The 21,833-nt window shown below is 42.7% G+C and carries 18 protein-coding genes; 8 read left to right on the forward strand and 10 right to left on the reverse strand.

What is annotated here, in order from left to right:
• Window positions 1-86 precede the first annotated feature (86 nt).
• The 4 genes from IEE84_RS07620 to IEE84_RS07635 all read right to left on the reverse strand — a co-directional run bounded on the left by IEE84_RS07620 (window position 87) and on the right by IEE84_RS07635 (window position 3,008).
• The gene (locus IEE84_RS07620) at window positions 87-602 is read right to left on the reverse strand and encodes an Rrf2 family transcriptional regulator (RefSeq protein ID WP_191113725.1); all 516 of its coding nucleotides are present in this window, start codon (window positions 600-602) and stop codon (window positions 87-89) included.
• Window positions 603-887: 285 nt separating this feature from the next.
• Window positions 888-1,055 carry an NnrS family protein gene (locus tag IEE84_RS07625; protein WP_224738001.1) on the reverse strand — a complete coding sequence of 56 codons (168 nt, stop codon included), beginning with the start codon at window positions 1,053-1,055 and terminating at the stop codon, window positions 888-890.
• 51 nt (window positions 1,056-1,106) lie between these two features.
• The gene (locus IEE84_RS07630) at window positions 1,107-1,544 is read right to left on the reverse strand and encodes a DUF3429 domain-containing protein (protein WP_191113726.1); all 438 of its coding nucleotides are present in this window, start codon (window positions 1,542-1,544) and stop codon (window positions 1,107-1,109) included.
• 69 nt (window positions 1,545-1,613) lie between these two features.
• Window positions 1,614-3,008, reverse strand: coding sequence for a DASH family cryptochrome (locus IEE84_RS07635; RefSeq protein WP_191113727.1), 1,395 nt, complete (start codon window positions 3,006-3,008; stop codon window positions 1,614-1,616).
• 213 nt (window positions 3,009-3,221) lie between these two features.
• On the opposite strand from IEE84_RS07635, the gene IEE84_RS07640 reads away from it, so the two are divergent.
• A complete protein-coding gene (locus IEE84_RS07640; RefSeq protein ID WP_057760515.1) occupies window positions 3,222-3,470 on the forward strand; it encodes a hypothetical protein in 249 nt (82 codons plus the stop codon).
• A 115-nt stretch (window positions 3,471-3,585) separates the two neighbouring features.
• Here IEE84_RS07640 and IEE84_RS07645 read toward each other — a convergent pair whose 3' ends face one another.
• Window positions 3,586-5,064 carry an aldehyde dehydrogenase family protein gene (locus IEE84_RS07645; RefSeq protein WP_191113728.1) on the reverse strand — a complete coding sequence of 493 codons (1,479 nt, stop codon included), beginning with the start codon at window positions 5,062-5,064 and terminating at the stop codon, window positions 3,586-3,588.
• A 428-nt stretch (window positions 5,065-5,492) separates the two neighbouring features.
• Between IEE84_RS07645 and IEE84_RS07650 the strand changes: the two genes are divergently transcribed.
• From IEE84_RS07650 to IEE84_RS07680, 7 genes are all read left to right on the forward strand, one after another.
• Window positions 5,493-6,092 (forward strand): TetR/AcrR family transcriptional regulator, encoded by a 600-nt coding sequence (locus IEE84_RS07650; protein ID WP_057760518.1) that lies wholly within the window; start codon window positions 5,493-5,495, stop codon window positions 6,090-6,092.
• A 371-nt stretch (window positions 6,093-6,463) separates the two neighbouring features.
• Complete coding sequence (locus IEE84_RS07655) at window positions 6,464-7,675, forward strand: iron-containing alcohol dehydrogenase (RefSeq protein WP_191113729.1); 1,212 nt, start codon at window positions 6,464-6,466, stop codon at window positions 7,673-7,675.
• Between the two features lie 166 nt (window positions 7,676-7,841).
• Window positions 7,842-8,891, forward strand: coding sequence for an NADP-dependent oxidoreductase (locus IEE84_RS07660; protein ID WP_191113730.1), 1,050 nt, complete (start codon window positions 7,842-7,844; stop codon window positions 8,889-8,891).
• 254 nt (window positions 8,892-9,145) lie between these two features.
• Window positions 9,146-9,823 carry a type 1 glutamine amidotransferase domain-containing protein gene (locus IEE84_RS07665; RefSeq protein ID WP_191113731.1) on the forward strand — a complete coding sequence of 226 codons (678 nt, stop codon included), beginning with the start codon at window positions 9,146-9,148 and terminating at the stop codon, window positions 9,821-9,823.
• Window positions 9,824-9,853: 30 nt separating this feature from the next.
• Window positions 9,854-10,483 (forward strand): glutathione S-transferase family protein, encoded by a 630-nt coding sequence (locus tag IEE84_RS07670; protein WP_191113732.1) that lies wholly within the window; start codon window positions 9,854-9,856, stop codon window positions 10,481-10,483.
• 398 nt (window positions 10,484-10,881) lie between these two features.
• Complete coding sequence (locus IEE84_RS07675; RefSeq protein ID WP_191113733.1) at window positions 10,882-12,570, forward strand: MFS transporter; 1,689 nt, start codon at window positions 10,882-10,884, stop codon at window positions 12,568-12,570.
• 85 nt (window positions 12,571-12,655) lie between these two features.
• A complete protein-coding gene (locus IEE84_RS07680; protein ID WP_191113734.1) occupies window positions 12,656-13,918 on the forward strand; it encodes an HlyD family secretion protein in 1,263 nt (420 codons plus the stop codon).
• Window positions 13,919-14,060: 142 nt separating this feature from the next.
• On the opposite strand, the gene pdxH is transcribed toward IEE84_RS07680, so the two are convergent.
• The 5 genes from pdxH to cysS all read right to left on the reverse strand — a co-directional run bounded on the left by pdxH (window position 14,061) and on the right by cysS (window position 21,771).
• Window positions 14,061-14,732, reverse strand: a complete 672-nt coding sequence (gene pdxH, locus IEE84_RS07685; RefSeq protein WP_191115421.1) for a pyridoxamine 5'-phosphate oxidase — start codon at window positions 14,730-14,732, stop codon at window positions 14,061-14,063.
• Window positions 14,733-14,841: 109 nt separating this feature from the next.
• A complete protein-coding gene (glmM, locus tag IEE84_RS07690; RefSeq protein WP_191113735.1) occupies window positions 14,842-16,209 on the reverse strand; it encodes a phosphoglucosamine mutase in 1,368 nt (455 codons plus the stop codon).
• A 212-nt stretch (window positions 16,210-16,421) separates the two neighbouring features.
• Window positions 16,422-17,894 carry an IMP dehydrogenase gene (guaB, locus tag IEE84_RS07695; RefSeq protein WP_057760534.1) on the reverse strand — a complete coding sequence of 491 codons (1,473 nt, stop codon included), beginning with the start codon at window positions 17,892-17,894 and terminating at the stop codon, window positions 16,422-16,424.
• A gap of 277 nt (window positions 17,895-18,171) precedes the next feature.
• Window positions 18,172-20,157 (reverse strand): mechanosensitive ion channel family protein, encoded by a 1,986-nt coding sequence (locus tag IEE84_RS07700; RefSeq protein WP_224737686.1) that lies wholly within the window; start codon window positions 20,155-20,157, stop codon window positions 18,172-18,174.
• A 153-nt stretch (window positions 20,158-20,310) separates the two neighbouring features.
• Window positions 20,311-21,771: a cysteine--tRNA ligase gene (gene cysS, locus IEE84_RS07705; RefSeq protein ID WP_191113736.1), complete on the reverse strand. Its 1,461-nt coding sequence runs from the start codon at window positions 21,769-21,771 to the stop codon at window positions 20,311-20,313.
• Window positions 21,772-21,833: the final 62 nt, after the last annotated feature.

Consider the following 21,833-nt stretch of genomic DNA (forward strand, 5'->3'; position numbering starts at 1 on the left):
AAATGGGTCGCTATTACTGTATTTACTAGTGTAGTGACCCATTTTTTGAGCCAATGACTTTATGAAATATGCGATTATCGAAGCTGTTACCGAAATAGTAATGTCGCAAGCTCATCCTCATTGCTGAGGATGTCTGCCAATGTATAACGCTCTAGCACATTAATAAATGCGGTGAGCGCTTCAAAGAACACGCTTTTAAGCTGACAGGCTGGACTGATTACACAGCCTAGTGATTTATTCTTTTTTTCTTCAATAAAAGTCACCGGCAAATCCGCCTGATGAGCATCCTGCTCACTATCATTGCGGGTCACTGGTACTGCAAAGCATTCAACCAAATTGAAATCAGGCTCTATCTGTTTGATCAATACGCCCAAGTTGATATCCTTAGGCGCACGTGCCAATCGTATGCCGCCATTTTTGCCACGCACACTCTCTATATAACCGAGCTGGCCCAGCTGATGAATAATCTTGGTCAAATGACTTTTGGAAATACCATAGCTGTCAGCAATATCGCTAATATTAGCCAATAGTGATGGATCTGGTCTCACGGCTAAATAAATCAATGAGCGTAGCGCGTAGTCACTATAATTGGTCAGTCGCATGTACTTGCGCTCCTATTTTTTATAAACTTTATATATTAAGCTAGGGCGTGTCCTCATTTTAAAAATGGTGATAAAAATGAGATAAATTGCCGTCAAACGAGGAAAATAGTGCAGATAATATCGAGATATTAACCAACTATTTGACGATTTTTGGCAAAATTTAGCTGTTTTTAGCCCATTTAAAGGACACTCGTTTGAATTGATGACACGCCCTAAACAAAGTAAGTCGCATTTTTGGTAATAACATTTAGACATAGCATTTGTAAACAGTATCGTTAGCACGCTTTAACCAAATAAACCATCAGGTCTAGGACCTGCCAGCATCGGTAAATAACTGATGCAAAATAGCACAAAACACGCAATCCAAACACTTTGCGCCATCATAATCCATATTAGGTAATGACTCATATCTACTAATGGTAGTAACACACGGCTGATAAATACCAATACCATCAAACCGTACAAATAGAGAAAGCAATCTAGCTGTTCTTTAGCTATTATCACTTATAACTGTAATGCCGCAACAACTAACGATACGACGACTATAGCTGTGACATACTTTCTCACTTTAAAATATACCTCACTAATAATCTGCGCTCGATGAAGATTGTAATCGATAACTAGCAGGCTTATAAAACCAATCACTAATAGCCAAATAAAACTACTGGCGGATAAGATTAAAAAACCAAGCCAGAGGCCAAGTGCAATGACATTGCTATACAGTGGAAGTCTAATAGCCCACTTATTGTCGTCAGCTAAATCTAAATGATTACCCCAATGCGCGCCTGCCATAAATGATGCAATCACTAGCCCATAAGCACTTAATACATCGCCTACTGAACCAAGCATAGGCACGGTAACAACGTCTACCATCAATAAAAATGCACAGGCTATAAATGGAATCGTACCTGCAAAAGTGAGATAAGGACTGGGCTTTTTCATTGTTTAAACCTATCTTATGGTTAATCTAATAATAGCTATCACCTGTCGAGTGGGAGTTTTTAACATACATTAATCGCTCTTTTGAGTGTTGCCTTGCCACTGACGAATAAAATTACCGTTTGGATCGTATTGCTGGGTTTGCTTGTCGAGATTAAACTGTCTGCATCCTCTTGGATCAGCGCCGACGCCTGCCAGATATTGCCAATTGCCCCAATTACTGCCGACATCATAATCAACAAGATATTGCTCAAAGTAAGCTGCCCCGTAACGCCAATCGAGCCTTAGCTCATGGATAAAGCAGCTAGCAACCAGTTGTCGTCCGCGATTCGACATGTAACCTGTCATGCGCAATTGGTTCATACAAGCATTGACGATAGGATATGGTGTTGTACCATTTTTCCATTGCGCTAACAGATTTTCGTCCAATTGAGTTGAAGGAGCGTGCTGAGCGACGCCTTTAAACCAAAATAACTTTTGCCGATGGGTGACAGCATACCAATAGAAATACTCACGCCACAGCAGCTCGAACCATATCCAGTAGGTAGAGTCATTTGCGATAATATCGCGCTCATAGCGACGTAGACGATTTAATATCGTGTTTACAGACAGTGAGCCGTTTGCCAGCCAAGCGGAGAACTTTGTGGAATGCGCCCACTCATCTAGCGCGTTTCGGGTAGTTTTATAAGTGCTGGGCGCATCGGAATCGAAATAGGCATCTAAGTGCTTGAGGCCATTTAACTCACCACCTGCAAAGTTAGATGCTTGCTTTAATGTCTTATTGACCTCTGTCTCACTAGACAACTGCGATTCAAAAAAGCACTCGTTCCTACTCTGCATATTGTCAGGTAATGGAGCAAGTGTTTCTGGCGTTGGAAAAATGGCTATATCTTTTTCTGCATGCAGCAAATCATAATCGGTTTCGATTTGTTTACGAAATTGCGTAAAGCTTTTGGGTAAGCTCTCTAGCGGTAACTCGTCAAACAAAGTCGCCGTTGTTTGAATGTGCCACTGTATCTCTGGATATTTTGCCTGTAGAAGGTCATATACTTTGTTTTGATTATAATCTGCCGTTTGACTGATGCAGATATCTGTCACTCGTTGCTGCGCTATTAGATCACTCAACTGAGTAAAGACGTCCAATGCTTCATCGCCTTTCTGTAAATACAGCAACCTATTATCCCGCTGCATCAATGACGCATTCAAATCAGCCAAGCTCTCATGTAAAAACTGCTGGCGGGCTCGACCCATAGCCTCATAACGATAGGCGTCGTAATGGTCTTTATCATCTAATATATCTGTCAACGATGAGGCATAAACCAATAGCAGCTTTCCATTAATGGATATCTTAGATGCCTTTGATAGAGTGGCATTGTCCGCTACCCGCAAGTCATTGTGAAATAGCACCATTGTGACATTTCTGTTCGCTGAGTTACTCTCTGAGTTGTTCGCTACTTGATTTGACATACCCTATCCTTCTGGCTGTTTAGCGCTTATCTATTATTTTTAATATTTAGTCTTTAGTCTTGAAATATCATATACGATGTAAAACATACTTAGCATTCAACTATGATGCGAGCCTAATACTTGTAAGGCAATGCGCTCAGCCCCAGAAACTACTTATAAGCACTGACTCTCATGTGTCTGACTGCTTAAATGGCTTACCTCTAGGAGAACACCATGACTCAAAATAATACTACGACTGAAGAAAATAAATCAGATGAAAAGCGTAAACTTATTAATCGATTTTTGATGAGATTGACAAAGGAACAGCCTCAAATGTATTACGCGACCACCTCTGAGATATCGCGAAGTATTCATACAATGATAAAAGAGCACACCAACCGCCTGTCGGTAGAAGAACAAGCACTGGTAAGACGAATGACGATGGAAGAAATTGAAGGGTTACTTGGTTTTCATGCCAGATAAGAGATTGACCAACTTCAAATACGTCATTATCAGTAAGTTGCCAAATGACACACAAAAAAAGACCGCTATCAAAGCGGTCTTTTTTATTAGCTATTAGCATTCTATTTTAGGACAATTAGAATGGATATTCACGTGGCTCATTTTGCATTGAGATCCAATGTGTTCTAGTGAACTCTTCTAGTACCCACTCACCGTTGAAGCGGCCGATGCCTGAGTTTTTCTCACCACCGAATGGCGTATTGCTTTCATCATTGACCGAGATGTCATTGATATGGGTCATGCCAGCTCTGATACCGCGAGCGAAACGTAGACCTTTTTGCATATCAGCAGTGAACACGGCGCTAGACAGACCATACATAGAATCATTGGCAATCGATAGCGCATCGTCTTCGTCTTTAGCACGAATGATACCAACCAATGGTCCAAACACTTCATTACGTGATAGATCCATTTCGCGAGTCACTTCGGTAAAGATGTGCGGCGGTACGACTTGGCCGTCGATCTCGCCACTGAGTATCATTTTTGCACCTTCTTCCTGCGCTTTAGCGATTTTTTCTTTAAGCGATTTAACTTGTTTTTCGTTGATGATTGGGCCAACAGCGGTATCTTGCTTATTAGGATCACCGACGTTCAATGTTTTGACGTGTGCTAAGAAACGCTCTACGAAATCATCATATATTTCATCTTCTACAATGACTCTGTTAATCGCGATACAAATTTGACCTTGATGCAAGAACTTACCAAAGGCGGCCGCTCTTACCGCTTGCTCAATATCAGCATCTTTTAGTACCACAAATGGGCTGTTACCACCTAGCTCAAGCGCCACTTGTTTGATGTATTCGCCGCCATTTGCCAACTCACCGATATGCTTGCCCACTGAGGTCGAACCTGTGAATGACACTAAACTTGGCGCTTTGTGTTCAACGATTGCATCACCTATCTCACTGCCTGATCCGACCACGACGTTTAATAAACCTTTTGGTAGACCCGCTTCTTCGAACACTTTGGCCAATAGCAAACCACCTGTCACTGGTGTATCGCTAGCAGGCTTGAGTACCACGGCATTACCAAGCGCTAAGGCTGGCGCGATAGAGCGCTGGGTCAAATGCAGCGGAAAGTTCCATGGGCTAATGACAGCGACAACGCCGATTGGCTCACGATAAATGAAGTTTTCTTTACCAGGGGTGTTCGATGGACGAATCTCACCATGGACACGGTTAGGGAACGTTGCTGCTTCAAGGGTAATCGCGCGCGTCGCACCGAACTCGACCATGGCTTTGATACGAGTACTGCCCGACTCTTTGATTAGCCAATCAACGATTTCTTCTTGGCGCTGATCGAGTATATTTACGACTTTATACAACACTGCGGCACGTGCTGCTGGTGTCTGCTTGGCCCACGCTTCTTGAGCTTGGGTCGCCGCATCATAGGCTTCGTTCAACTGATCTTTGGTCGCTTGTTGGATCTCTACAAGCGTATCGCCGTTATATGGGTTGGTATTGGTGTTGGTGCTATCGTCTTTACCGGTTTGCCATTCACCAGCGATGAACTGTAAATGAAAGTCACTATATGCACTCGTAGTATTGGTTGACATAATCATCCTTATTTTTGATTTATTGTGTTAAGTATTGGTTTTCGATTATTAAAATAAAATTGTTAAGTCGGCGATATCTTAATGAGAAAATATCTGGCAGGTAGTAAGTCTGAAATCGTTACCAAGCTATCAATCAATAGTCATCAATTAAAAAAAGCTCTAATGAAAAATGATCTTTAGCAATAAATACTAACGGTAACGGATAACAACAAAACCTACCTTGCTAGACGACTGGTCTAATGCTACCATAGCTACTAATAAAACAAGACTATTTTGTCAGTGAATATTGTTGATAAAACGTAACACATATAAATATATCCTATTACAATACGCCATCAACGTGACGTTCAAATGAACGTTAACTGTTTTAACTGACTGTTTAATACATATGCTAATACAAACGACTACTAAGGGAGACAATCCTGTTTATGTCTAATACAGACGCAACTACCCCAGATACCAAAGCTCATTTACTTGCTACTGGCTACCAACTAATCGCCAAAAAAGGTTTTACCGCTGTTGGTTTAAAGCAGATTTTAGATACAGCAGGTGTACCAAAGGGTTCTTTTTACCATTACTTTGCTTCTAAAGAGGCCTTTGGTGAAGCCATTATTAATCATTACTTTAGTTTATATAAGACTCGGTTGGATGTCATCGATGCACAAGATGTCAGTGCACAGCAAAAGCTATATGATTATTTTCAAAACTGGTATGACACCCAGCAGAACGGCTGTGACCATGAAAAATGCTTGGTAGTGAAGCTCAGCGCAGAGGTAGCTGATATGTCAGAAACCATGCGTAAGGCACTCGATACTGGCTATCAGCAGACGACCATGTGGCTCGCTAAGCAGATCAAAGCTGGCTGGCTCGATGAGTCCGTACCTCGTCACGATAACATCTCGGCTGAGAGTATGGCCAAGCGTTGGTATTTTGCATGGCTTGGTGCAAGCTTGATTGCAAAGATTAGCCAAACCAATACGCCTTTAGCAGAAATTTGGCAGATGACCACGACCCAAATGGGACGCTAATCGTTAACTGTTCGAGTTTCTAGCAACTGCACTTCTAACGTAACCATTAAAGCACATTGAATATTTACAACTCTCTCATAGATAGCAGCTGTCAGTACTATGCTTGAGTGTTCAGTGTGCTTTATGACCTTCTCTTTTTTAAACAAATCTCTGAAAAACATCTGCATACGGCTTAGACAGTTATACGAGAGTTTTGTAAATATTACTAGACGACTGGTCTAATTGGTGTACAATGCGCACAAATATTAAGAATGAATGTCTATACGAGCATTGCTTATCATTCATTGATTGATATTAGACAATATCTCATGTCAAAAAAATTTAATTGAACCGTTTTTATTAAAAACTTTTTATTACTAATTAGGAATCTTATGAATAACTTTCAATACTACAATCCAGTCCGTATCGTTTTCGGTGAAGGTCAAATCGAGCAACTATCAGATCTAGTCCCTACTGATGCGCGTGTACTCATTACTTATGGTGGTGGTTCAGCACAGCGTACTGGTACTTTAGACGAAGTAAAAACTGCCTTGTCAGCAAGCGGTAACCGTACTGTATTTGAATTTGGTGGCATCGAAGCCAACCCAGAATTCACTACGTTACTTAAAGCCGCTGATATGGTTAATGAGCACAACATTGACTTCTTATTAGCAGTTGGCGGTGGTTCTGTGATTGACGGCAGCAAATTTGTCGCACTCGTATCTTCATTGACTGAAGAAGACGGCACTGTCTCACGTGATCAAGCTTGGGATGCCCTAACTGGTTATTGCAAAAACATCGATTCTGCTGTCGACTTGGGTGCTGTATTGACCATCCCAGCAACAGGTTCTGAGATGAACTCAGGCGGCGTGATCAACTATAGTGAACGTCAAGCAAAACTACCGTTTGGTAACCCACTTGCCTTCCCTAAATTCTCAATTTTAGATCCAATCAAAACACTTACCTTGCCTGAGCGTCAGGTTATGAATGGTGTGGCTGATGCATTTGTTCATGTAATGGAACAGTATCTGACTTATCCAGTAAACGCTAAAGTACAAGATGCCTTTGCTGAAAGCTTGCTTAAAATTCTTATCGATGAAGGTCTAGTTGTTAAGCAAGATCCAGAAAACCTAGAAACACGTAAGAACATTATGTGGACAGCGACCATGGCATTGAATGGTCTGATCGGTACTGGTGTACCACAAGATTGGACAACTCATATGGTTGGTCATGAGCTGACGTCACTACACGCTATCGATCATGCACGTACGCTAACCATCGTATTGCCATCAGTTATGCGTGAGCTAAAAGAAAGCAAAAAAGAAAAACTGCTTCAATATGCGCGTAACGTATGGAACATTACCGATACTGACCTAGACGACGATGCTATCATCGAAACTGCTATTGTTTACACTGAAAACTTCTTCCGCGAGCTTGGCTTGCCAGTTAGCCTAGAAGACGTTGACTTGACGGAATCAGCGATTGATCCAATTATCAAGCAACTTGAAGTGCATAACATGGTTAAGCTTGGTGAACATGGTACCAACGACTTAGAAGTATCACGTCGTATCTTGCAGCGCGCTGTAACTAGCAAAGCGTCTTAATAAGCGCTATAGCAAGAACTGTCAAAAGAATTATAAGAAAAATCGCGACAGTAACAATAAGTACATATCGTTATGCTATTTATAGAGTAGCTATTCCATGCTGAGTAGCTACTACATTTACCACCACTATAATAATGACAATTAATAAATATAAAGGAGTCCTACAATGAGCTTCGACAAACAACAGAATCAACAAACAAACCGTCAAATCAAATTGGCTAGCCGTCCTAATGGCATACCTACTGCTGACAACTTTGACATGGCGACTAGCGACATTCCTACGCCAAAAGATAACGAGATGCTACTACGCACTGTATATCTGTCCTTAGATCCATATATGCGTGGACGTATGAGTGATGCAAAAAGCTATGCAGACCCATTAGAAGTCGGTGACGTCATCATGGGTGGTACCGTAGCGCAAGTGGTCGAGTCAAATATCGATAGCTTCGCGGTAGGCGACCTAGTCGTATCAAACTCAGGCTGGCAGGACTACAGTGTCAGTGATGGCGAAGGCGTCCTCAAACTGGACAAAAACATGTCAAACCCTTCTTATGGTTTAGGCGTGTTAGGTATGCCAGGGTTTACCGGTTACATGGGGCTGACTGATATCGGTAAACCACAAAAAGGCGAAACCTTAGTTGTGGCAGCAGCAACTGGACCGGTCGGTGCCACTGTCGGTCAAGTGGGTAATCAATATGGTCTGCGCACTGTCGGTGTGGCAGGCGGCAAAGAGAAATGCGACTTTGCGGTCAATGAGCTTGGCTTCGATATCTGTATCGATCACAAAGCTGACGACTTCGCTGAGCAATTAAAAGCAGCGTGTCCAGATGGTATCGACATCTACTATGAAAACGTTGGCGGTAAAGTATTTGATGCGGTAATGCCATTACTTAACGACCACGCACGTATTCCAGTATGTGGTCTGGTATCGCAGTACAATGCAACTGATTTACCGGATGGCAAAGATCGCCTAGGTATGTTGATGGGTCTTATTTTAAGCCAACGCCTAACTGTCAGAGGTTTTATTATCTTTGAAGAGTACGGCGACCACTTCCCAGAGTTCTTAGAAACCATGAGCAAATGGGTGGAGTCAGGCGAAGTAAAAACCAAAGAGCACATTACTGACGGTTTAGATAATGCCCCAGATGCATTTGTCAGTATGTTGAACGGTGATAACTTTGGTAAGACTGTAATCAAAGTATCTGACGTTAAATAGTTATTGGTTAAACATTCACTAGTTAAGTAGCTACTGACAGTTAGCAATCGTTGTGAATAACTACTTAACAACATAAATTGCTAATATCACTACTGAAAGTTGCTCACAAAGCAGGAATAATGCTAACAGTCATTATTTGCATTTAGGCTAATTAAGTAAAAACGGCTAATGATGTAACGGAAAACTTATGACTGTTGGCTATATAGTTACTAACACAACAGTTACTAACACATAAATAATAAACAAGGATAATTATGAACATTTTAATGGTACTAACTTCTCATGACCGTTTAGGCGATACTGGTAAGAAAACTGGCTTTTGGCTAGAAGAATTTGCTGCTCCTTACTACGCATTTCTTGACGCTGGCGTAAATGTAACTCTAGCTTCTCCAGCAGGTGGTCAGCCACCACTAGATCCTAGTAGTGACACAGAAGACACGCAAACCAAAGATACCACTCGTTTTAAAGACGATAAAGACGCTCAAGAGCATCTGGCTAATACCAAAAAACTTGCTGACATGAACGCTGAAGACTTTGATTCAGTATTCTATCCTGGTGGTCATGGCCCGTTGTGGGATTTGGCAGTAGATAAAAACTCTATCAATCTGATCGAGACTTTTGTTAAGCAAGACAAGCCTGTTGCTTTTGTTTGTCATTCTCCTGCAGCACTTAAAAACGTTAAAGTCGATGGCGAGTATTTGGTGAAAGGCAAAACAGTGACTGGTTTTACTAACTCTGAAGAAGACGCAGTTGGCCTAACAGACGTAGTACCGTTCCTAGTAGAAGACGCATTGAAAGCCAATGGCGGTAACTACGAAAAAGCGGCTGATTGGGAATCATTTGTCGTTGAAGATGGTCTACTAATCACAGGTCAAAACCCTGCATCATCGGAAGAAGCTGCTAATCGTCTAATGGCGAAGCTGAAAGGTTAGTCAAATTCACTACGCAATAAGGTCGATACCATGATTCGCTTACATCATCTCAATCAATCACGTTCATTACGTACGCTATGGCTCTTAGAAGAGCTAGGCGTTCCTTATGAAGTAGTCAGTCATCAGCGCGATGCCAAAACTCATTTAGCACCAGATTCTCTAAAGGCTGTACATCCACTCGGTAAGTCTCCGGTTATCGAAATGGATGGACAAATTTATGCTGAGTCAGGTGCTATCACTGAGTTATTGATTGAGCGGTTTGCGCCAGAGCGTCTGCGCCCTGCTACAGGAAGCTCAGACTATGGCTACTATCTACAGTGGATTGATTTTGCAGAAAGCTCGCTCATGTTGCCATTAATGCTTGAATTATTTACTAACAAAGCAGGCATCAATGACAATGAGTTTTTAAACGGCTACATCGAGACAGAAAAAACCAGACTGTTTAAGTATCTGGATGCCTCAGTTGAAGGTAAGTCGTTTATTGTAGGTGATAAACTAAGCGGTGCCGACTTTATGCTGTCATTCGATTTGATCATTCTTGCTAAGCGTCAGAAACTTGATGCCTATCCGCATATCAAACAGTATGCTGAAAAGCTGGCCAGTCTTGATAGTTATCAGCGTGCGATGCAGCTAGAAGCAAAATATGATGAATCGATTTAGTGTTTGGTATTAATTGATACCTTGGTATTAGCCACAATATTATGTATTAACTGACCAATTTTTCGATACACAAAGACAGCTCTGTATAGAGCTGTTTTTTATGCGTATAGTATTTTTTGCTTGTTGCATCGTTTGTTTTAATGTTCGTCGCATTGCATGAAACACTGCTATATCTTTATTCAGCAGCGCCAATGAGTTACGCGCTAATGACAAAAGCGCTTTAGAAGTTATGGTAAAATATGTCATGCATTTCTTAGGTTATCTTTCCAGTTTGACCAGCATTTATATCAGTAACTCCACTGCGTTTTAAGCTATGAACATTCATCGTACTGACCTGATTTTGCGTCTGGAATCTGTTCTATGCCATTCTATTTCCTTATACAGATTATGGTACGTCCATGAGTAACGAATATCAGTTTAAGCCCCACGAACAACCGATAATGGTAGGCTCTCCTGCCAATCCTGATCATCCTGCACGCCGTAAATTATTTTACTTACTGATTGGAATTTTCGTTGGTCTTACTGCTAGCTTCCAAAATGGTCTGCTCGTCGCAAATCTTACTCAAATTCAAGGTCAACTGGGCTTAACGCCAGCCGAAGGTGGTTGGATATCTGTTAGCTATAATATGACCAACGCCTGTATCACCGTTCTGCTGTACAAGATCCGCCAGCAGTTTGGTATGTCATTGTTTAGTAAAATCACTCTGTTCTTTTTGTTAGCTGCCACGAGTTTACAGTGGCTAATCAGTAGCCATTTGTTAGATACACCTAATATAGGAATTGAGCCTTATTACCTAGAGATTGTCGCCAGAGGACTTAGCGGTATGGTGGCAAGTGGCATGACCATCCTAGGGTTATTCTATTGCTTGCAAGGTATGCCGACCGTCAAGCGTACTAGTGGCTTAATATTGGGTTTTGGCTTGGTACAGTTTGGTATTCCATTATCACGAATCATCTCGCCCTATCTCGCTATCGACGGTCAGCTTGAGAATTTATTTTTATTTCAATTTGGTTTGGCACTGATTTGTTTTGGACTGATTAATATATTGGAGCTACCACCAGGCAATACAGAAAAAGTATTTGAGAAACTCGATTTTTTAAGCTTTGCTTTTTTTGCGAGCGGTTTGGCGGCACTGGCTGTTATTTTAGTGCAAGGTAGGATTTTATGGTGGACGACGCCTTGGCTTGTCTATCCACTGATGATTGCTATCGTTGGAATTGGCGTCGCTCTATGGATTGAAACGCATCGCAAAAACCCGATGCTACAAGTCCGTTGGATGCGTAGCCGCAATATTATTGCCTTTATGGTTACCGGCGCGGTCATGCGAATTTTGCTATCTGAGCAAAATGTCGGTGCTGCAGGACTGCTCGCTAATTTGGGCTATGGCAACGATCAGCTGGTTACTTTTTATGCTGTCATAATGGCTGCCAGTGTGTTGGCTTTGGTGATTAGTATTTTTAGTACCAATCCGATGGACTTGCGCCGTCCCGTTATTTTTGCAGTGGCATTGATTGCCTTAGGTTCTTGGATGGACGTTGGGGTCTCTATCAACTCCGCACCTTATATGTTTTATATTAGCCAGTTTTTGATTGCATTTGCCGCGGTATATTTTATGGGACCTTTGGTTTTCGAAGGATTTCTGCGAGCTATTGCCAGTGGCCCTGCTTATATCATTAGTTTTTCGGTTATCTTTGGTATTTCCCAAACGGTTGGCGGATTGGCAGGTGCAGCGGCTATTCAGGCATTTACGACCATTCGTACGCAAGTGCATTATACAGATATGGTCAGCTCACTGAATTTGGGTGATCCTACGTTCAGCGCTCAAATTGCTGGTACTCGTAGTGTATTGTCAAACCAAACCACGGACGCAGCGCAAGCGAATGTGGCTGCAATGAGCCAAGTGTTGCAAGGGATTCAACGCCAAGCAACTGTCTCTGCTTACAGCGATCTGTTCTTTTTGATGGCCAGTTTTGCTACTTTCGTTACAGCCATTTTATTGATTAACTATTTTTATAACCGTTACCACAAGCGTAATCCACTTGCTAAAGAACTTGCCGTTATTGCAAAAATGCGTGAGTCAAAATAACTCAGCTTATTATATTAATCATGTTTCACCCTATTCATTTATAGCCAGTCTATTTTAATATTTATTGAAAATTTAGGAGCACGTCATGAGCCAAGAAAAACCAAATGAGCTTAATCAAACACCTCAGACGGCCACTGGCGCTCCAGCAACAGACACACCTCTAGCGTCCGATATAAGCAAAGAAGAGTCTGCTGCAACTTCTTCGTCATCAGTAACTAAGACAGCAGAAGGTGATGTAGAAAACAGTTCAGACAACAATGAAACACCAATGCCGCCAAAAGAGCCAATACCCGATACTACTGGTTGGTCGCCCAAGAAAAAATCCTATCTAAACTTAGGTTTATTAATTTTATTGATTGTCATTGGCGTGGCATTGATTTTGTATGCATGGAAGCTCCCACCGTTCACCCCAACGGTACAGCAAACCAATAATGCTTTTGTCAAAGGTCAGACGACTATTATTAGTCCGCAAGTTTCTGGCTATGTAACTAAGGTAGCAGTGCAAGACTTCGCCAACGTAAAAGCGGGCGACTTACTCATAAAGATTGACGATCGAACCTTTCAGCAGCAGCTCGAACAAGCACAAGCAAATACAGAGGTGGCAGTCACTAACCGCTCTACTAATGAACAAGATACGCAAACCAGCCAAGCACAAATCGAAGCACGTAGAGCTGATTTGTATAGTGCCAAAATCAATGTAGAAAGTGCGCGTGAAGATGTCAACCGTTATCAAGGTTTAGATGCTATTGGTGCGGTATCAAAAGCAGAAGTTGCTCACATCAAGGCGCAATTGGCTCAAGCACAAGCAGGCGTACAGCAAGCAGAAGCCAATTTACAAGCCGCTCAAGAAAACCGTGAAAAGACTAGCGGCAGTCGCTCATCGCTGGACGCAAATATCAAAAATGCTGAAGCAGGCGTCAAGCAAGCGCAAATCAATCTAGATAATACTATCATCACTGCGCCTGAATCTGGCCAGCTAAGCCAAGTCAGTGTCAAAGAAGGTCAATACGTCAGCGCTGGTACGCAGCTTATGTATATCGTGCCAAAAGGCATTTGGATCATTGCAAACTTTAAGGAAACTCAAATAGCCAATATGGCAATCGGCGAGCCTGCGACCATTCACGTCGATGCGCTTGGCGGTGCCAAATTTACGGGGCACGTGAGTAATATCTCGCCAGCGACTGGTAGCGAGTTTAGTGCTGCTGCTGCCAACCCTGCGACGGGCAACTACATAAAAATTGCTCAGCGTATTCCTGTACGCATCGACCTAGACCAAAACCAGCCTGAACTGGCACGCTTACGTCCTGGCATGTCAGTCTCAGTAGATGTCGATACCAATATTAAATGAGAGGTTGAATAAAAAGTTAAATAAAAAATAATGCCAACTAAGGTCAATAGCTAACGTAAAAACGCCACTCTAGAAACCAGAAAAACTGGATTTAGAGTGGCGTTTTTAGTTTTCTATAATCTATAGCTTGAGGCTATAACAACTATGGTAATAAACGCTTGGTTATCCAGCCTGTCTTGCCTTCAATGACTTCACTGTTGTCGCCACTACTCTGCGTATACACAATTCGGTCATGCATTCGATTGGCGCGACCTTGCCAAAATTCAATACTTTCAACCGTAATTTCATACCCACCCCAAAACTCTGGCGTTGGTACAGTAGTATTGTCAGGGTGTGCTGCTTGAAGCTGTTCAAACGTTTGCTCCATGATTTCACGATTGGCCACTTCACCACTTTGCGGTTGACTGACCCAAGCGCCTACTTGACTATCATGGGGACGCTTTTGGAAGTAAGCAGCCGATTTATCAGCAGCAATTTTAGCGATACTACCGCTGATACGGACTTGACGCTCTAGCTCATGCCAGAAGAATAATGCTTCAGCGTTAGGGTTCTCTGCAATATCCTGCCCTTTTGCGCTTTCATAATTGGTATAAAAAACGATACCTGTCTCAGTAATCTCGCGTAATAACACAATACGGACACTAGGTTTATTGTCTGCGCCACATGTCGCCAAACTCATTGCATAAGGCTCTTGCACCTTTTGCGCTAGCGCTTCATTCATCCAAGCTTTAAAAAGCTCGAATGGTGACGTTGGTACTGACTGTTGGTCAAGCTCACCTTTCTCGTATGAGAGGCGTTGGTCGGTAAAGTCCATGCTCATGGCAGTTCCTTATTTGAAAACTATAATATTGTTGTCTTAAATACCAGTTATTATCTTGAATACCAGTTGCTATTTTGAATACCACTTATTGCCTCAAATACTATTAGCCTAGTACCGATTTTATAAGATCAGCTAAGTCATTAGCCATTACATCGCATTCTATCTCATCATCTGACTCAACCATCACACGAATCATAGGCTCTGTGCCTGACTGACGTATCAACAGACGACCACGACCCTCTAGCGTTGCCTGTGCTTTGTCGAAAGCAGCAACCAACTCCTCATGTTTGAATGGGTCTTGCATTTGAGACAAACGTACATTGACTAGCTTTTGCGGTAACACTTCAAAACCTTCAACAAGCTCACTTAACGCACGCTCTCTGGCTTGCATCACTGCCAGTACTTGCAAGCCAGCAATGATAGCGTCCCCTGTGCGACTTTTATCTAAGCAGAGAATATGACCAGATGGCTCACCGCCCAATATCCAGCCATTGGCTTCTAAATCCTGCATCACATAGCGATCACCCACTTTTGCACGGGTAAAGTGGATGTCTGCATCTTTTAGTGCCAACTCTAACCCCATATTGCTCATGAGCGTGCCAACAACACCTTCAGCTTTAGTTTTACCTTGGGTAGCAAGTACATATAAGATACCATCGCCGTCGACTAGCTTACCCGTCTCATCAACCATTACGATACGATCGCCATCACCATCTAGTGCAATACCGACATCTGCGTCATGCTCAAGCACAGCCTTTTGTAAGCTCTCAGGATGGGTAGAACCACATTCAGCATTGATATTGATACCGTCTGGCGTATTATTGATGGCAATCACGTTGGCCCCCAACTCGCGCATTACTCTAGGTGCTACGCTATAGCCTGCACCATTGGCACAATCAACTACTACCGTCAGATGACTAAGGTCGTATTGATAAGGGAAGCTGCCTTTGCAAAATTCAATATAGCGACCTTTAGCATCATCAATACGATTGTTCTTACCTAAATTTGCAGGATCAAGAATAGGCATCATAGCAACGTCACTACTAACGTCGTTCATAATTGCCGTCAATTTATCATTGATTGCAGTTTGCATCTCATCAGTAAGTTTTTTGCCGTCACCTGAGAAAAACTTGATGCCATTATCGTAGTAAGGGTTGTGCGAGGCTGAAATAACCACACCAGCATCTGCATTAAAACTACGGGTTAAATGCGCAATCGCTGGAGTCGGCAATGGACCAAGCATATAAACATCAACACCAGCCGCATTAAAACCTGCTTGTAATGCTCCCTCTATCACATAGCCTGACAGACGCGTATCTTTACCAATCACCACACTTGGCTTACGCGTAGGATTTTCATTTTTTTCTATGAGTACAAGCCCAGTGACATAGCCTAATTTTAAGATAAAGTCCGGTGTAATTGGTAATTCACCAAATTTTCCGCGAATTCCATCAGTGCCAAAATAGCTCATTATGTGTTCCTCAAGTCAAAAAAATAAAAGGCCAAACGTATACGCAGGCAATACTATTGTTGTAATAATCTGTTTCTGTATTTTACAAAAAAAACAGCCAACAATAACAGAGCATTGTTGGCTGTTTGTATCTTAAGCTCGCTGCAGCCTTACGTCTCAGCTAACATTAATACGATTTAAAACTATAAAAGAGAAGCATTTTACGGAACGATCTAGTTTACTCGGTAGTTCGGTGCTTCTTTAGTGATTTGCACATCATGCACATGCGACTCTTTCATACCCGCTGAGGTTACTTTGATAAACTGCGGATTGGTGCGCATATCTTCGATAGTGGCAGAACCAGTATAACCCATTGATGAACGTAAGCCACCAACCAACTGGTTAACGATACCCGCAACTGGTCCTTTATAAGGAACACGGCCTTCGATACCTTCTGGTACTAGCTTCTCTACGCCGTCTTTTGCATCTTGGAAGTAGCGATCTGAAGAACCATTTGATCCTGACATCGCACCCAAACTACCCATACCGCGATAAGCTTTATAGTAGCGACCTTGGAACAGCTCAACTTCACCTGGTGCTTCTTCGGTACCAGCCATGAGTGAACCAACCATGATGCATGATGCACCAGCAGCGATTGCTTTTGCCATGTCACCTGAGTAGCGAATACCACCGTCAGCAATCAATGGAATGCTGTCTTTTAGGGCGCTAGCAACGTTATCAATGGCTGAAATTTGTGGTACACCGATACCTGCAATAATACGTGTGGTACAGATAGAACCAGGGCCGATACCTACTTTTACTGCATCAGCACCTGCGTCACGTAAAGCGATTGCAGCTTCACCTGTTGCGATGTTGCCACCGATTACTTGTACATGCGGGTAGTTTTTCTTGATCCAAGATACTTTATCGATCACGCCTTTTGAGTGACCGTGCGCAGTATCAACGACGATAACGTCAACGTCAGCAGCGATTAATGCTTCAACGCGTGCTTGCGTGTCTGCGCCTGTACCAACAGCTGCGCCAACACGTAGGCGACCTTGTTCGTCTTTACACGCATTTGGATTGTTTTCAGCTTTGGCAAAGTCATTAACAGTAATCAAACCACGCAAGCGGAAGTTATCGTCAATAACGATGACTTTTTCGATGCGGTGCTCATGCAACAATCTTTTGATATTTTCGTTGCTTTCACCTTCATGTACAGTTACTAGCTGCTCTTTAGGCGTCATGATCTGGCTAACTGGCAACGATAAATTGGTCTCAAAACGCCAATCTCTATGAGTCACAATACCCACAACGTTATCCGTGCCTTTCTCGACCACAGGCACACCTGAGATATTGTTATCTTGAGTCAAACGCAGCAATTCACCGATCGTCATCTCTGGATGTACAGTGATAGGATCAACGACGGTACCCGCTTCAAATTTTTTGACACGGCGTACTTGGGTGGCCTGCTTTTCGATGTCCATGCTCTTATGCAAAATACCCATGCCACCAAGCTGTGCCATAGTGATGGCCATTTCAGACTCAGTCACAGTATCCATCGCCGCAGAGATTAGCGGAAGATTAAGTGTGATGTTTTTGGTCAAACGAGTAGACAGATCAGCAGTTTTTGGCAGAACTTCAGAATAGGCTGGTAATAATAAAACGTCATCAAAGGTTAAGGCTTCATCGACAATTCGCAACATACAGACCCCTAGTAGTGGTTATTTTGATGGGTAGGAGCTCAGGGTTAAGCGTATCAATCATTGCAGCTGCAAGCACAGTGCCGACTCATCGCCAACCACTCAGTTATCCTATAAAAATAACGCCACATTATAACAAATAAGCGCCTCGCTGACACACTATATTTGTCAGATTATTTTACACAAGTGCATCTTTATCGATGACAATCATGCTTCAAACCATTAATAACTTGCTTTTAAAGCTAATTGAACTCACAAAGCCCATTATTACTCCTGAATCCTATTCGCCTTTTGTTAACGTAAAACGCTCTGTAGGTAGATATTTGTTTTGCTGCGCATGCAAATAACCAAGCATTTGCTCCCGTATTTCACAGGCCAGCGTCCATGCTTCTATAGGCCCTACCGATGAAACAGCGCCGCGCAGCTGAATGGTATTTTCGGTCACATCAACCACATACATTTCGGGTTCCGTTTTATTATCCCAAAGCTTATTGTCCTTGACCATCGATATAAACGCCTCTCGGATAGCGTCGATATCTGCGCCATAATCGATATATAAAAACACAGGACAGGTCTGATGAACCTCTGTATGTGACCAGTTTTCTACCCGTTCAGTGATTAGCTCACGCATCGGCACGATCAAGCGACGCTCATCCCATGTTTTTAACACGGCATACGTGTAACGCAGGTCTTCGACTGTACTAAAATTGCCATCCATGATCACACTATCGCCAATCCGTACTGGCTGCGTCACTGCTACCTGTACACCAGCGATGATATTTCCCAATATTGGCTGGGCCGCAATACCGATAACCACACCTGCAATACCCGCTGAGGTCAATAAAGTCTTACCAAGGCCTTCCATATTGGCAAATTCACTAAGACCTATCCAGAAACTTCCCAAAATCATCGCGAAAATAAACACACGGCGAAATATCGATACATAAGTACGGCGGCGACGTTCTTTATCAAAATGCTCTGCAGCCAAATTTTCAATCTGCATGTCTTGATAGCGATTGGCAAAAAAGTTAATGATACGAATACCCAACCACATGGTACTAAATACCAGACCAATCCAAATGAGTGGACGAGTAGATGAAGCGACTGCATCTAAATAAGGAAAACCACCTGAAACCAAGGTAAAAACCAGTGAAAAACTGATGGTAAAGGTTAATGGTACTGTCAGCTTGCTAACCAAATCTGCGACGCCGTTGGTACTGCCAACATACATGCTGTATTTTTCTTCATCGATATAATGATTGATGATTTTTGCAGTACCTTTACTCAGTAGCCAACCCATACCCATGGTTAATAAAAAGAATAATATCAGCGCTGAGAATTCCCATAGCGCAATTCCAAAAAACTTTAACTTTAACCAAGTGGGCAAATAACGCTCGAACTCAGCTGGGTGATACTGCTCATAGAGATTATCAATATTGCCTACTGTCTGCGCCGAAAATACCCAAACAGGGGCTTCATCCCCTACTCGAACTCGCTGCAAATAGATAGGAACACGGCGCTCGCGATAATCAACATAGCCAAGCTGAATAGAACGTCTGGCAATACCCATGACACTGCTATTATTACCAAGTGGTGGTTCAATTAAGCCATCGGGGCGATCCGGCATATCGTCAAATACATAGAGCTCTTTTTCAGATAATAAGAAATCCAGTCGCTTTGTGAGATCAAGCGCACGGCTACGTTGACTTTTCTCATCAATCAAATTCATGTTTAGCGCGTAAGCGGCCAAATCATACTGCTGCTTCATTAATGCTGATTGAAAAAACTCTAAGGCTGCAAGCGGTGTTTCTAAATTAGGTGGCTCAGATAACGGCGGCAACCCAGCATTTAGTTTATCGAGTATATAGTAGCTCTCACTGTATTCTCCGGTCAGTGCCGTATCCCCTTGTAACCTGCCTGCCTGCTCCACTGCGTTACGCTCAGTAGGATCGAAGATCTCTTCAGTGATACCAGAAATACTGACACTCTCATCTTTAAGCGCATTGACTTGCTGAGCCGCATATTCAGAAAAACTATCAGGTTTACTAGGCGTTTGTTTTTCCGGCTCGCTCGCACTCTGTGCATTTTCACTATTTGCTGCGTAAACAGGTGTATAGATGACACTTATAGCAATGATAAAAAAGCCCAACAATACTTGCAGCACATGGCTTTTAAAACGATGTTTCTCTACATCTGCTTGATGATTATCATCTGAGCGCAAAACGGCACAATGATGGTCCATAGGATTGTCTTTAAGAGTATTCATGTTTTCAAAGCCATCAGTCTACAAAAGGAAAGTATAAAAAATATATCGCTGCTGCTTTAACCTAATTCAGTAAGCAAAAAAAAGCCAGCCTAAAGCTGACTTAATTTATTACGAGATTTGTAGCTATTTACCCTATAAACGGCAAGAGTTGTTTTAAGCGCGGCGCCATGTCGTGCCAGCACGGCTATCTTCGAGCTCAATACCAGCCTCTTTTAGTTGCTCACGTATCTCGTCAGCACGAGCAAAGTTTTTGTTGGCTTTAGACTCTGCACGTTCGATAATTAAACCATCAATAACCGCATCCGTTAGACTATCTTCTGCCTGATCACCGACCACTGCTTGCAAAAACTGCTGCACTGGCTGCTGTAAAATATTTAATACCTGAGCCAATGCTTTTAGTTGCTGGGCTAATTGCCATGCGGTATCGACGTCTTCCGCTTTAATGGCTTTATTGATATCGCGAGCCAATCCAAATAAGACGCTAATGGCCGTCGAGCTATTGAAGTCGTCATTCATCGCCTTTATGAAGTCTTGTCCAACCGCGCTATTGTAAGCTTCGGCCACTAAGTCTTCATTGATTACGATTGACTGTCCTTTTTGTTGCTCAGCCAATTTTAGTGCATTGTATAGTCTGCTTAGGCTATTATGCGCTTCATCTAAGGCACTATCAGAGAAGTTAACTTGGCTACGATAATGGCTCGATAATAAGAAAAAACGCACCGTTTCGGGCAAGTACTTTGCCATGACATCGCGAATGGTAAAAAAGTTGCCCAATGATTTAGACATTTTTTCGCCATCGACATTGATAAAACCAACATGCATCCAGTTACGTGCATACTCACAACCAGTCGCTGCCTCAGACTGCGCGATTTCGTTTTCATGATGCGGGAACTGTAAGTCATGACCACCGCCGTGAATATCAAAGGTGCTACCTAAGCACTTAGTCGACATCGCTGAGCATTCAATATGCCAACCTGGACGCCCTTGACCCCATGGCGATGCCCACTGCGGCTCTTCAGGCTTTGCAGATTTCCATAGTACAAAGTCAAATGGATTGCGTTTATCATTCTCAACTTCGACTCGCGAACCTGCCTGCATATCGTCCAGATTGCGCTTAGATAATTTGCCATAACCGTCAAAGCTATCAACAGCATAGTAGACATCACCGTTGTCGCCTGCATACGCGTAGTTACCAGTGACTAACGTCTCAATCATATTCTGCATATCATCGATATGATCGGTCGCACGTGGCTCAGCATTTGGCATCTCACAACCAAGGGCTGTCGCGTCTTCATGCATCGCTTCAATGAAATGCTGCGTCAATGTACCAATCTCTTCACCGTTTTCAGCAGCACGAGCAATGATTTTATCATCGATATCAGTGATATTGCGTACATAATTCACGTCGTAACCCAAATGTGCCAACCAACGAATGGCCATATCAAAACCGACCATCACTCGCGCATGACCAATATGACAATAGTCATAAACAGTCATGCCGCACACATACATACCAACCTGCCCTGCTTTGAGTGGTACAAACTGACGTTTGCTGCCAGTCAATGAATCGTAAATGGCAAGTTGGGACATCGCATCTGCAAGTGGTGTGGTCATAGTAAAAAAGCCTTGTAACGTAAATAAAATAGAGAAATGGGAAATCTCAGCCGCCGTGTATG

It is taken from the genome of Psychrobacter sp. 28M-43, assembly GCF_014770435.1.
In the GTDB taxonomy this organism is placed as follows: Bacteria; Pseudomonadota; Gammaproteobacteria; order Pseudomonadales; family Moraxellaceae; genus Psychrobacter.